General features: G+C 66.8%; 8 protein-coding genes and 3 pseudogenes. 3 read left to right on the top strand and 8 right to left on the bottom strand.

Going from position 1 to position 13191, the window contains the following annotated elements; translation table 11 throughout:
- Nucleotides 1–57 precede the first annotated feature (57 nt).
- Entirely contained in the window at nucleotides 58–1557 is a 1500-nt protein-coding gene (locus QM806_RS24420) for a GNAT family N-acetyltransferase (protein ID WP_120659138.1), read from the top strand.
- Between the two features lie 92 nt (nucleotides 1558–1649).
- Here the strand turns inward: QM806_RS24420 and QM806_RS24415 are convergent.
- From QM806_RS24415 to QM806_RS24390, 6 genes and pseudogenes are all read right to left on the bottom strand, one after another.
- Nucleotides 1650–4264 (bottom strand): annotated as a pseudogene (locus tag QM806_RS24415) (cation-translocating P-type ATPase).
- Between the two features lie 315 nt (nucleotides 4265–4579).
- On the bottom strand, nucleotides 4580–5758 hold the full coding sequence (locus QM806_RS24410) for a site-2 protease family protein (protein WP_169694499.1): 1179 nt from the start codon (nucleotides 5756–5758) through the stop codon (nucleotides 4580–4582).
- A gap of 327 nt (nucleotides 5759–6085) precedes the next feature.
- Nucleotides 6086–6202 (bottom strand): annotated as a pseudogene (locus tag QM806_RS41750) (transposase); the annotation flags it as partial.
- 273 nt (nucleotides 6203–6475) lie between these two features.
- A pseudogene (locus QM806_RS24400) lies at nucleotides 6476–6899 on the bottom strand (helix-turn-helix domain-containing protein); the annotation flags it as partial.
- A 224-nt stretch (nucleotides 6900–7123) separates the two neighbouring features.
- The gene (locus QM806_RS24395) at nucleotides 7124–7417 is read right to left on the bottom strand and encodes a DUF4193 domain-containing protein (protein WP_054248377.1); all 294 of its coding nucleotides are present in this window, start codon (nucleotides 7415–7417) and stop codon (nucleotides 7124–7126) included.
- 13 nt (nucleotides 7418–7430) lie between these two features.
- The gene (locus QM806_RS24390) at nucleotides 7431–7769 is read right to left on the bottom strand and encodes a WhiB family transcriptional regulator (RefSeq protein WP_081276543.1); all 339 of its coding nucleotides are present in this window, start codon (nucleotides 7767–7769) and stop codon (nucleotides 7431–7433) included.
- Between the two features lie 1189 nt (nucleotides 7770–8958).
- Between QM806_RS24390 and QM806_RS24385 the strand changes: the two genes are divergently transcribed.
- Entirely contained in the window at nucleotides 8959–10320 is a 1362-nt protein-coding gene (locus tag QM806_RS24385) for a diguanylate cyclase domain-containing protein (RefSeq protein ID WP_502943881.1), read from the top strand.
- Between the two features lie 492 nt (nucleotides 10321–10812).
- Here the strand turns inward: QM806_RS24385 and QM806_RS24380 are convergent, their stop codons facing one another.
- Nucleotides 10813–10959 (bottom strand): hypothetical protein, encoded by a 147-nt coding sequence (locus QM806_RS24380; RefSeq protein WP_005564901.1) that lies wholly within the window; start codon nucleotides 10957–10959, stop codon nucleotides 10813–10815.
- 259 nt (nucleotides 10960–11218) lie between these two features.
- Entirely contained in the window at nucleotides 11219–11764 is a 546-nt protein-coding gene (locus tag QM806_RS24375; protein WP_005564900.1) for a dihydrofolate reductase family protein, read from the bottom strand.
- A gap of 1184 nt (nucleotides 11765–12948) precedes the next feature.
- Between QM806_RS24375 and QM806_RS24370 the strand changes: the two genes are divergently transcribed.
- Nucleotides 12949–13191, top strand: a 243-nt coding sequence (locus tag QM806_RS24370; protein WP_283293116.1) for an Lsr2 family DNA-binding protein, incomplete at its 3' end; no start/stop codon positions are given.

Below are 13191 nucleotides of genomic sequence, written 5' to 3'. Positions count from 1 at the left end.
TGGCGGCGGAGACGATGACGGGGGACGTCGCAGCCGGCCGAATCATGAGGAAGACTCATGCTTGCACACGAACAAGCCCCGATCGTGGTCACCGTGGACCAACCACCCATCGGGCGCGACGCCGCACTGTGGTCCGCCGCCCTGGCCGCCCGCCTGCACTGCCCGCTACGCATCGTCCACATCGTTCAGGGTGCCGACCACACCTGGACGGACATCACCCACCACCCGGCCGCCGGGGCACCGTATACGAGGGCGACCGCAGTCGTCGACGATGCGATCGCGGTCGTCCACCGGCGGTTCCCCGATCTCGACGTGAGTGGTGCGCTGATCGAGGAAGCCAGCAGCAAATGCATCGACCCGACCACCACGCGAGCACTGGCCACCGCAGGCCAGGACGCGCGGCTGGTGGTACTCGGGCACCCCGACGCCGGAAGCACCGACGTGCTGGCGGCGACCTCGCGGGCCGGCACCGTCACCGAACACACCGCGTGCCCGATCATCATCTGGCGGGGGCAGCCGGGGCAGGTTCCCGACCAGCGGCCCGTGGTCCTCGGTGTCGACCGCGACACCGACAGCGCCGAAGCCGCCATGGTGGCGTTCGAATACGCGGACCTGTTCGGTGCCCCACTGATCGCCGTACACTCCCAGCCCACCGCGCCGGCACCCGAGCAGGCCACAGGTCTGGACACCCTCGAGGGCATCCTGTCCGCGGCACGGGCGGCGTTCCCGGGCGTCGCTGTCACCGCATCCGTGGTGCCCGGCCAGCCGCGGGAGGCGTTGAGCGAACGCGCAGTGGGCGCGCAACTGGTGGTCATCGGAACCCACGGGCGACGGCGCGCAGTAGCGGCTGGGGCCGGTGAATCGGTGAGCCCGTACCTGTTCCACCACTGCCGGTGCCCGACGATGGTCTGCCCACCCCGGCCGCCACTCGGCGAACCCGGCCGGGCGCGCCGGCCGACCGCGCAAGCCAGGGTGGTGCCCGCGTCCGCGACCGACACCGCGATCCCCGGTGTCACCACCCGCGCGCTCGGCCCAGGCGATTGTGACGCGGTGGTGCAGCTGCACGAGCAGCTGTCCGACGAGGATGCCTATCTGCGTTTCTTCGCTCCGCGGCCGAAACATCTCGGCGAGTTCGCTTCACAGATCTGTCGGCAGGACTACGCGCACCTGTCCCTCGGCGCCTTCGAAGATGATCACCTTGTCGGCGTCGCCAACTACGTCGTCACCGACACCACCCCCGGAAACATCGGCGCCGAGATCGCACTCGCGGTCACCGGCCACGAACAACGGCACGGCATCGGCACACAGCTGGTGCGGGAATTGGGAACGGCCGCCTACCTTCACGGTGTGGCACACCTGACCGCGGAAATCCTCGCGGAGAACACCCTCATGCTCGCGGTCATCACCGAACAGGGCTGGACCGACGCACTGCACCACGACGGAGCAACGGTGCATTTCGACCTCGAACTGATCTCACACCAGGATTTGCACCCGCAGATACCCGGGATTCCCCAGGACGGAAACGCAGGTCGAGTCATCCGGAAAGGAAGCCTCTGAACGCCGAACCCGAATCGCAGTGGGCGACGGAGGTCGATTCCAAGGGCGAAGAGGCCGTCGGGTAGGCGCGGCTCTCTCACCGGCGTGACCGGCTAGGCCACCGGCCGAGCACCGACGGCCTTACGACGCTGCCGCACTCGCTTGTGGGTGTAGTCGGCGAGGAGCACTGCCGGAATGGCCAGGACCGCGACGACGAACCCTTCTGTGGGCGGCACCGTGTGCCCCAGAAGGTCCGCGACGGGAGTGACGAGCAGGAAGAACGCCAGTGTGCCGAGCTCGGCGAGGACCGCCCACAGAAGCAGTCGATTGGTCGTCCACCCCATCGCCCACGGCGGTCGGCTGGTGCTCCGGCACGCGAACGCGGTCCCGATCTGTCCCAGCACCACCGCCGTGAACGCGGCCCCCGACGCGGCCAGTAATGCAGAGCCGGTGGGGAACTCGCCGCCCGGCCGCCACCCTGCCACCATGAGGGCAACGAGAAACGCCGTCATCTCCACCAGCGCCTCGGTGGGACCGAGAACACCGAAGACCCTGGTGAACAACGACGTGTCCACCAGATGCCGGCGTTCCGGTGGCCGTTCGAGGACCCCCTTACTGGGCGCTTCGCCGCCTAATGCGAGGGCGGGTAGGAGGTCCGTTCCGATGTCGATGCACAGGATCTGCAGCACGCTCAATGCCAGCGGGAACAGGCCACCGGACAACCCCCACAAGGCGAATGGCGTCAACTCCGCCACGTTGTCGGTCAGATGGTAGGTGAGGAACCGGCGGATGTTGGCGTATGTGGCACGTCCCTGTTCGACTGCGGTCATGATGGTGGCGAAATCATCGTCGAGTAGCACGAGATCCGCGGCTTCGCGGGCGACGTCGGTTCCGCCCCGGCCCATCGCCACCCCGATGTCGGCCTGACGTAATGCCGGACCGTCGTTGACTCCGTCCCCGGTCATCGCCACGATGTGTCCACGGGCCTGCAGAGCCTTGGCGACGCGAAGTTTCTGTTCCGGAGACACCCGGCTGACGACTATCCCGTCGCGATCGAGGAGGGCGCCGAGGATCTGATCGTCCGCGGGCAGGTCCGCGCCCTGGACAACCATGTCGTCGGGGCCGAGCAGGCCGATCTCGCGGGCGATGGCGTGCGCCGTCGACGGATGATCGCCGGTCAGCATCGCGACTCGGATGCCGGCGCTGCGCGCCGCCGCAAGTGCCCGGGGCACGGTCGTGCGCGGCGGATCTTCCAAACCGAGCAACCCCAGCAATTCCAGATCGCGCTCGATGAGGTCGGGCGAGGCGTCGGAGCCGGGGTCGTCGAGTTCACGGCGGGCCACCGCAAGCACCCGTAGGCCTCGGGAGGCCATGTCCTCGACCGCGGAGTGGGCCTGGACGAGCAACGCCCTTCCGGCGGCGCAGCGGGGAAGCACAGCGTCGGGCGCTCCTTTGAGGAACAGCTGCCCGCGCACGATCACCGATTCACGCCGTCGTCGCGGGTCGAAACCGAAACGTCTGACCACCTCCTCTGCCGGCACCGGTGAATCCGGCGATAAGAGACGCGCCGCGAAGGCCGCGATCGCCGCCTCCATCGGATCACCGACGGGGTGCCACTCGCCGTCCTTGTGGACGATCCGTCCTTTCGAGGCCGCGACTCCGGCCCTCCCGGCTTCCGCGGCTCGAGCGATGGCCGACGGCGCGCCCGCCACCGAACCTGTCGGTTCGTATCCCTCACCGTGGACCGACACGGACCCGTCCGCAGTCCACACTTCGACGACGTTCATCTGGTTCTGGGTGAGAGTCCCTGTCTTGTCTGTGCAGATGAAGGTGGTGGCGCCGAGTGTCTCGACGGCCTCGAGGTTCCGGACGAGTGCGTCACTGCGTGCCATGCGCTGGGCTCCCATCGCGAGGGACAGCGTCACGGTCGGGAGCAGGCCCTCCGGCACCAGCGCGACCGTGATGCCCACGGCGAAGAGGAAGGCATTCGTCCAGGAGATGCCCACGAGCAACGACACCGCGAAGAAGACGGCACCGACACCGACGGAGACGAACGCGAGCGTGCGTACGATCCGCTGGATCTCCTTGTCGAGCTGGCCGGGCGGACGACGGACGGAGGTGGTCAGCGCGGCGATCCCGGCGAGACGGGTACGGGCCCGGTCGCCGTCACGACGCCCTCGGCCTCGCCCTCGACCACGAACGTGCCCGCGAGGACTGGGGTGCCCGTCGCCCGGAACACCGGCTCGCTCTCACCCGTGAGTGTCGACTCGTCGAACGAGCACCGCTCCGACACGACCAGGGTGAGATCCGCCGGGACCCGGTCCCCGCCACCGAGCGCGACCACGTCACCGACCACGAGATCGCGGGTGTGCACGGGGCTCAGTTCACCGTCGCGTCGCACGACGATCGAGGTCGGGAGCAGTTCCCCGAGCTTGTCGGCGGCTTTTTCGGCCCGCTCCTGCTGAGCGAAGGCGAACAGTCCGTTGACGACGATCACCACGACGATGGCGATGCCGAGTTCGGGCATTCCCGCTACGAGGGCGAGAACGGCCGCGAACCACAACAACAGCGCGAAGAAATGTGTCAACTGGGCGAACAGCCTTCGCCACCAGGGCACTCGGCTCGGTGCTGGGAGCTGATTCGGGCCGTCCCGGCGCAGGCGCGCGGCCGCTTCGGAACTCTTCAGGCCACTGCGGGTGGCCGTCTGTGCTGTGCGGTCGCCGTCCACGCCGCCTCCTCGGCTCGGTTGGTCGTGTTCTCCCGAAACTGCTCCGTGGTGCGAAGGGTCAGGCGCCTGCCCAGGCAAACCGCTTGCCGATCGCCCCCACGGCAGCAGGTCCCGGATTACGCGGATCATCGAGTCCCCACCATCGTCGCCGCTGCTGTGATGGCGCCGTAGGGGAGAAGGTCCTCACCTTGGCGGGCTGCTCGAGGAGTGAGGGCGGGGACGCGGACCGGCGGAGCGTAGTGCCGTCATGTGGCGGTGGTGAACCGTCCGTTGGTCTGTTCCGGGGCGAGGTGAATGATCCGCTGCCCGCCACGTTCAGTCGAGTCCGCCGCCGTTGCCGGGGGTCGTCGGGTGGTGGCGGAGGGGAAGTCCGAGCGCGGTCCGGTCGCACACCCGCACGAGATCGGTGGCCGTGACGATACCCGTCAGGCGCTGCCCACCGTCGACGACTGCGATCAGATCCAGACCCGGTCGGAGCAGTACCGCCGTGGCCACGTCCGCCAGCAGGGCATCACTCGTCACGATGTCGGCGTCGGGCAGGGGCCGGGCGAGTGATCCGATGGTTGTCCGGCTTCGCGCCGCCGGGGCTGTCCGGGCCAGGTCACTCAGGGTGATCACTCCGATGGGGTGCATGTTCGGGTCGACGACCGGGAAGAGCCGGTGGTGGGACGACGATGCCGCGGTGGCGAGGAATCCTTCGACGGTGTCGCCCGCGGCCGCGGCGAGGGGAGTGGGTGTCATCGCGTCGGCTACGTGAAGGTCCCCGAGTCGGTGCCGTGCCGATGCGGTCATCAGTTCCACATTCGCCGCCGTGCGGAGAAACCACCCGAGCAGCATCAACCACAGCCCGCCCACGCTTCCGAGCAGTATTGCCTGTGCTCCGCCGAGCAGGATCAGCGCCAGTCCGAGGGTCCGTCCGCTCCGGGCCGCGGACGTGGTGGCAGCCAGTCGGTCGCCGCTGCGACGCCACAGGACGGCACGGAGCACCCGGCCGCCGTCCAAGGGTGCGCCGGGCAGCAGATTGAATATCGCGAGGATCAGGTTCGCAGTCCCGAGCCAGATGAGGCCAGCGGTCACGAGCGGACCGGTGATCTGTTCGACCGAGAAGGCCACGACGAGGGACGTCACACCGATGAGCAGGCTGGTGATCGGTCCGGCGAGGGCGATGTGGAGATCTGCCTGCGGATCGGGTGGTTCGTCGCGCAACTCGGACATCCCGCCGAGCAACCACAGGGTCACCCGGTCGACCGAGACGCCGTGGCGGCGTGCGACCACGGAGTGAGCGAATTCGTGTGCGACGAGAGTCAGGATGAACAGTGCCGCGGTCACCGTGCCGATGATCCAGTAATGCGACGTGGGCCGCCCGGCGAGCTGCATGGGCAATATCGACAGCGACAGCAGCGAAGCCAGCAGCGCCAGTGTCGCGATGAGCGACCAGTGCACCGAGATCCGGATGCCGGCTATCCGGCCGACGGGAATCGCTCCTCGCAACATCGGGGGACCTCCTGCTGGAAGCCGTGGTCGCCGGACGCGACCCGAACCGTTCCATTCCACCCCGGACCGGATCGGCACGGCAGGGCCATTGGTCACGTTCGCCGGGACTGCAACCGGCGCGCGGTCGATTCGGTCTCCGCACCGAGTTCGGTCAGCCGTAGGTCGCCCGAACGTGACTTCAGCGTGTCGCGTGTGCAGAAGGGATATCGGCCCGTCTAGCTGATTCCCGACAGAAGACGTCGCGGAATCTGGGCCGCCGCCGCGACTTGAGGTCCGCGCCGTGCTTTGATCCGGTTGTAGAACGCCCACAATGGTTCTGGTGCGGGAGGCAACCCGCGCCGCCTCGACCAGCATGCCGCGAGTCTGCGCACGACCGGACTTGGTGATGTGACCGTGACTGGCCGGCTGATTCCCGGACTGCCGAATCTTCGGATGCAGACCCAACTAGGCCACCAATTTCTCGGCCGAGGCGAACCACCCGAAATCACCGACGGCAGCAACCACCGACAACCCGACCACCGCATCGACTCCGGGGATGGTCATCAAGTGGCGCACCACCGGATCGGCGAACGCCTCGATCGCCAACTCGCGGTCTGCGGTGGCGAGTTCGCTGCCGAGAAGGTCCAGCTGCCGCAACAGCGCTCCGATTGCGTGATGCTCGTCCTCGGGCAGCTCCTGACGGAACAGCCACCGGCGCCCGTCGGCGCCGAACAGATCGCTGACCGGTGGGCGCGGCATCAGATTGCGGTGCAAAATCGCCTGCAGGCCCGGCGGATGGCCGATGATCGCGTCCGCCCGATCGGTGGCCGTCGCGCAGGCCTCGCATACCTGGCGGAGTTTGCGGTTCCGGATCTGCCGGGTCAGCGTGGGATACGACAACCGGTACGCGAGCTCTTCGAGCTCGTCGCACAGGGTGCGAGCCCACAGGTGCGGATCCTCGGCCAGCCGGCAGGTGACGTACTCGACGAACGGCCCGAACGGGTCCTCACGTGGGGGTTTGCGGACGCCGGGCGTGGTGACGCCGTTGATGTAGTTGCGGATGGGTGCGACGGTTGCGTCCAGTGTGTCGGGCGATCGCGGAGATCGTCCAACCCTGCTTGTGCAGTGCGTGTACTTCCACGTCCTCCGCCCCTATCGACATGAGATGCGGGTCTCCTTCGCGGGCGCTGGTGCGTGGTCAGAGACCACCAGCATCGAAGGAGACCCGCCCTCATCGGCGGAGCCACACGGGTGAGCACTTTCGGTAAGCAGAACTGAGAATTTTCAGCGAGCGCCATCAAGCTCAGAATTTCGGGATGCGAGGTGCGCGTGCACCCAGCTTTGAGCACTCAGAAAGTGTCCGAGACACGCGAAGTATCTCGGTTCTCAGGTGCAGTCTCGGCAGATCCGCTGCTCGCTGTCGGCGAGGCGGCTGCGGTGGTGGACCAGGAAGCAAGTGGTGCAGGTGAATTCGTCCGTCTGCCTGGGGATGACGCGGACGGCTAGTTCTTCGCCGGACAGGTCGGCGCCGGGCAGTTCGAAGGACTCTGCGGTGTCGGTGTCCTCGACGTCCACCGCGGGGGACTGGGTGTCCTTCCGGCTGGCGGTCAGCTGTTCGAGGGACGTGTCCGTCGACTCGTCGGATTCGGTGACTCGTGGTGCGTCGTAGTCGGTGGCCATGACTGTTCTACCTTCACGCTCTGGGTGTTCGGATCCGCCAGGTTAAAGGGTCCGGCGGCGCGCCACACTCGCGGGGTCGGGCCGGGAGGCGGGTGCGTCGGGTGAGGCGGGCGCGTTCGTTCTCGGACAACCCGCCCCAGATGCCATAAGCCTCGGTGGCGGTGAGGGCATGGGCGCGGCAGTCGGCGAGCACGGGGCAGTTGTGACAGACCTGTTTGGCGGCGTGCTCACGCTGGGCGCGGACGTTGCCGCGTTCACCGTCGGGGGAGAAGAACATTTCGGTGTCGGTGCCGCGGCAGGAGGCGCGGTGTTGCCAGTCCCGGTCGCGGGGGTGGTGGAAATGATGAGGCACAGCGGAATGGTCGCTTTCGGAGTGGAGCAGTGAGCCGATCCGTCGGCAAGGGCGGCGCGGCGCGTGGGTGTGGCCGGCGGGCCTGGGCTTGTTGCCGAGGGTGTGTGCAGGGCAGGCCGATGTGGCGGCGTGGGTGGGATGGACCTCCTTGGAAGCAACCGGGTCGGACCGGGCGCGTACTGCCGTGCAGTCTGAAAGTGTTGTGCGACATGACTCCTCGACACATCGCGGTTTCACTCCTGATGCCCGAGAGTCAGCAGTCGGGTAGCGGCAGCGACAGGCCGGGTTCCGGGACTGTAAACGGTGCGGCACCACGTCCACAGGGCGTGTCGGTGCGTTGATGCCTGGGCTCGACATCGGTGGGACCGGGACGAACCCGGAGGATCCACCCGTGCCGCCTCTCGAGAGGTGATAAAGGGTGTGCTAACGATGGTAGCGACCCGGCGCTCGATGCTGAAGGGAATCGCTCGAAAGTAACTGGCATCACATCCGCAGTCTCGTCGCGAGCATCGAGGTGACCGGCTCGGTCGGCAGTTCGGCGCTTCTCCGACGTTGTCCGAGACGGCCACGACGCGGGCGGTGCCCGGGTCGCGGGACGGCAGAGCCTGACGGTACGTCCCTGCGGCCTTCCCGTAGCGGGGGATCGCGACGAGGGGTGCCACCATCGCTGATGGACACACCGACCCGGTCTCGACCTGGGCGATGGGGGGAGGGTGAGCGCCGACGTCCCCAGCCCACAGGGTTCCTGGACAGGGGAGTGGCGGCCCCGTCGCCCAGGGGAGGTCCGGCGTGCGAGTGCAGTCGGTCGACGCGGGTGGCGGAGAACGTAACACTATTGCGTGTGAATCAGATCACATGTGTGCGTGGTTGCTGACAACACCTACGCGGCCGCTCACGGCGGCGCCCCCCAAGAAACAGCGACGAAGGCAGACTTCTCATGGCAACACCCACGAACCCGACGATCTCCGTGTCCACGCCCCGCACGCTGCGGCGGCCCAGCACGATGAGCACCGCCGAAATCAAGGCGAGAATCGAAGCCATGTATGCCCAGGATCGCCGACCTGGCACTCGCACTGCTCGCTGACACACCGCTGGTGGGCCACGGAACTGAAACACCACCTCTACACCTCGACACCTCGATGGGACAGCCAGGATGGAATCGGCAGCGACGGACGCTCGCCTTTTGCTCATGGTGATCGAACGTGCCCAGAACCTGGTCGCCGTCTCCGACTACGACAGCGGTCGCCTGCGCTATCTCAACCCCGCTGGGAGGCACCTGATGGGGTTGGCCGACGAGGCCGCGGTCGGGGCGCGCAGGGCGCCGGAGTTCTTCACCGATGTCGGGGTGGTGCAGGCCCCGGAGATGGAAGCGGCCCTGCTCGAGCGGGGCCTGTGGGACGGCAGGTCGGAGTTCCGGCATTTTCTGACCGGGGAACCGATCCCGGTGACCGTGTCGATCTTCGTGGTCGAGCACACCGACGACCATCGCCCGGCGGTGATCGCCTGCATCGCCCAGGACCTGAGGACGGCGCAGGAGCACGAACAACGCCTGCACACGGCGATGGAGGCGGCGGCGTACCGGGCCCGCGAACAACAAGCTCTTGCCGAGCTGAGTCGGCTCGCCGTGGACGGTGACCTCGACGACGTACTCGCGGGCGCGGCGGACGCGGCGGCTGCGTTGATGGGTGTCAACTGCGCCGCGGTGGCCCGGGCAGGCGACCCGGGCGGCGTATTGCGGGTGCTCGCCTACCGGGGGCAACCACCCGCCCCGCAGACCTTCGCCGCCGATTCCCAACTGGGATATGCGGCCGCGGTCAACGAGACCATCGTCTGCTCCGACCGGTACGGAGAGAACCGATTCTCCACCGCCGTCATGAAGACCGGCGGATTGCGGTCCGGGGTGTGCGTTCCCATCGGCCGCGCCGGGTCGGTGTGGGGTGTGTTGACCGCGTTGAGTGCTCGCCCCCGGGAGTATTCCGATCGGGAGGTGATGTTCCTGCGCTCGGTGGCCGCGGTGCTGGCGGCGGCGGTCCGGCGCATCGAGGCGGAGGAGGCGCTGCGGTATCAGAGCGTGCACGATGTGTTGACCGGGCTACCGAACCGGGCCCTGGCACATCGGCGGATCGATGCGGCATTGGAGGCGGCGCGCGGCAGCGAGTTCAGGGTTGCGGTGTTGCTGGTCGACCTCGACGGGTTCAAGATTCTCAACGACCGGCTCGGCGATGCGGTGGGCGATGACGCCCTGATCCAGTGGGCCGAACGGCTGGAGTCGGTGGTGCGTCCCGCTGACACCGTGGCCCGGATCGGGGGCGACGAATTTCTCATCGTGTGCCCGGAGATCGCCTCGGCCGAGGACGCCATCACGGTCGCGACCCGGGTCACCGAATTGCAGGTCGGCCCCGGTTCGGGCGGGCGCGGTCTTCGGTTCACCGCCAGCGTCGGCATCGCACTCGCCGGTCCGGACGGAACCCGAGAGTCGCTGATCCGGCGCGCGGACGCGGCGATGTATCAGGCCAAGGCCGCCGGGAGCGGGTACGCCGTGGCCCCCTGACCTGAATCCCATTGCCTCTGAGTCGATTCTGCGCTGACATCGGGGTGCTGAAGGAGGGTCTTGTCGTCAGCGTGGCGGCCCGCCGTGGGAACGAGGTACCCGCACCTTGCCGTCCGCCCGGTCGGTGCGGTCCGGCGGACGATCGGACTTGCCGATGCTGTGAATGGATATGGTCGATGTCGTTCTGCGGCGCGAAGGTCCCGGACTGAACGGCGAAGACCGCCCCGAACCGACCATTGATGTCCGTCCGAGGGCGGTTTAACCTGGAGATGCGGGCCGTATCCCGTCGGGTCGAGATTAGGCAGTCCGGGATACGACTCGCCGCGGGCTTTTCGAGGAAACCGTCGGCTCAGGGAGCGGTTCCGGTCGAGTGCCCGACCGGCTGGACCGGTGCCCGACCGCGGTCGTGACTCGGTCGGGGTTCTGCGGGTTGGCCACCCAGCCCGGCGGGGATACCGGAGACCAGCATCGGAGCACCCTCGGCCTGCTCGATCACCGCCCGTGATTGCGCGTCAGCTGACCGGTGTCGTCGTGCAGGCGGTCCAGGACTCGGGCGACGCGCGGGTGATCGTCGGGATGCTTGTGGGCCAGCAGCAGTTCGGTGGTCAGGGTCACCTTGCCGGGTTGGTAGCCGTGCATCCGGGCGACGGCGTCGGTCCATTCTTATCGCTGCCCGGTCAGGAAGAACCGGAAGCTGCCCACCCGTTGCGCGCGTCGAATGGACGGTCGATTTCGGGCTTGCCGGGCAGGGTCTGTTCTGGGTTCGACGACAATTGTGGGGCGAGCCGTTGACAGGTTCGACACGAATGGATGGAGGGAAGGCTAGTTTCGTCCCGTTCCGCCGTCGGGATCGAGTGTGCAGATCGTTCGTCCGGTGGTTGCTCTGGGGGTGATGTCCTCAGATGGTGTAGCGCAGCAGAGATACGCCGTTCGGGAAGCCGCGGGCCTCCACCAGCTGCAGCGTCGGCAACTCGTACCCGTCGGGGAACAGACGTCGTCCCCGACCCTGGACAGCGGGGTACACGAACAGCCGGTACTCGTCGACCAGGCCAGAGACGATCAGGGCGTGGGTCAGCGTGATGCTGCCGGTGACCACGATATCGCGGCCCTCCTTCCCCTTCAGATCCCGCACCTGGGTGATCCAGTCGCCCGTGAGCACGGTCGAGTTCCGCCATTGGGGGTCGGCCATGGTCGAGGAGACGACGTACTTGTGGATCTGGTTCAGCTCGTCGGTGATCCCCGTCTGGTCGTCGGTCTGTTGGGGCCAGTAGCCGCGGAAGTCCTCGAACGTCTGCCGACCCAACAGCATCGCATCCGCGTGCTCGGACTGCCGGCGGGTCGCCTCGCGCAGTTGCGGATCCTGGTCCGCGGGATCGAACCAGTCGCCGAGCATCTCGATGGAGCCGTCGAGGGTGATGTTCTGGGTGATCGCGAGTGTCCTCATATCAAGTACTGACCCCGCTTCGGCCGGAAAATCATCGCCAGCAGAAAACAGCCCCACCCGTGCCGTTGCGATCCAAGCACTGACGGCCCTCGACTTCATCGCGGCGCGAGGGGCGTGTCTGGGCTTCAGGTCGACCGGCATTCTGTGATCGGCCATCCATCGGGTCGTCATCTGGATCGGGTGAACTGGGCCTTGGACGGTTCTTCCACCCGTGCCCCGGGCGATATCTGTCTGCGCGAAAGGCTCCCGGGCGGTGGATGGTTACTGACTCAGCCCGCCTGAGTCTGAATCAGGTCGGTGAGGACAAACACGTGTCAACCCCGATCGCTGCCCCGGCCAGTAGCAGTATCCACCACATCAGGTCTGTGTCGGAGAGCGCGGCGTCCGACGTCGTCGAAGTCGGATTCAAGAGCTAGCCACGAAGGGCGAGACAGCGGTCTACGCGTCCACACTCGACCACGTGATTGCTCCCGTTCGGCGAGATCGGTCGGTGGCAGATTCTCGATCCCGGACTCGCATCGGAGAAGGCAGTCCGCTTCCGTCAAGAACCTCCAAGCCCACTGCACCAGCCTACAAAGCAACTCTGGGAAGAATTCGTTGGTGTCCGGGGCGTGGGGATGCCATGGTGCTCGGTGAGGAGGTTTTCACGCTGTTGAGCGGGCGGGTTTGCACTTCGAGCAGATGGCGTAGATCGTATTCAGCAACGGCCACCAGGAAGCGGCCTCTCGAGAAATATCAGAGAAATATCAGGAGTTGGCCGATTTCCCGAACGGCTGAAACGAAAGCCGGATTTCCTGGCCCACAATTGGATGGCTGTCTGGTTCAGGCCTCGTTCCGGAAACACGCAGATACGCGTTCCGCCCCGAGAGATGCGGCTCGATATCGCTGATCCGGATCGGAGTGACTCGGCCTGATGGATACCGCCGGACCTGAAGTGCAATTCTAAAGCCTGTCGTCGCTGCGGCCAACCAATGTTGTTAATTGCCAAGGTAAGCCGCGCTCGTTCTGCCTGAAGCTTGGGGCGTCGTGAGTGTGGAGCTTCAAGAGGACCGTGACTTCCTGCCCAGATCGGCGATGAGCTGGGGACGGTGAATTGTCAGTTCGGGTGAGCTTCCTGATTACCGGGAGAAGCCGCCTGCCGTTACTGTGTGCGTTCGACGGTTGCCCGGCGAAGAAGGAGACACATGGCGGTATCACCGAGGGGTTCAGAAGGTTCGGCGAGGAAGACAACAAGGGAGATTCGTGAGTGGGCGATCGGGGAGGGGCGCGAGGTGTCATCCCGGGGCCGGATCTCGGCCGAGCTCGAGCAAGCCTTCCATGACGCTCAGGCGAAGAAGGTTCAGACAAAAACGTCGCCGGTAAAGAAGACGGCCGTGAAGAAGCGGGTCGCGCCGAAGGCGCCGGTCACGAGGACGGCCGTGAACAAG

The sequence above is a fragment of the Rhodococcus sp. IEGM 1351 genome (assembly GCF_030056875.1).
GTDB lineage: Bacteria > Actinomycetota > Actinomycetes > Mycobacteriales > Mycobacteriaceae > Rhodococcus_F > Rhodococcus_F opacus.
Note: the sequence above shows the minus strand (reverse complement) of the source record. Positions and strands in the feature narration are given on the sequence as shown.

Bases quoted from the DNA above. Each gene is read 5' to 3' on its own strand.
- QM806_RS24420 (WP_120659138.1), top strand. From the start codon at position 58: ATGCTTGCACACGAACAAGCCCCGATCGTGGTCACCGTGGACCAACCA.
- QM806_RS24410 (WP_169694499.1), bottom strand. From the start codon at position 5,758: ATGTTGCGAGGAGCGATTCCCGTCGGCCGGATAGCCGGCATCCGGATC.
- QM806_RS24395 (WP_054248377.1), bottom strand. From the start codon at position 7,417: ATGGCCACCGACTACGACGCACCACGAGTCACCGAATCCGACGAGTCG.
- QM806_RS24385 (WP_502943881.1), top strand. From the start codon at position 8,959: ATGGTGATCGAACGTGCCCAGAACCTGGTCGCCGTCTCCGACTACGAC.
- QM806_RS24380 (WP_005564901.1), bottom strand. From the start codon at position 10,959: ATGCACGGCTACCAACCCGGCAAGGTGACCCTGACCACCGAACTGCTG.
- QM806_RS24375 (WP_005564900.1), bottom strand. From the start codon at position 11,764: ATGAGGACACTCGCGATCACCCAGAACATCACCCTCGACGGCTCCATC.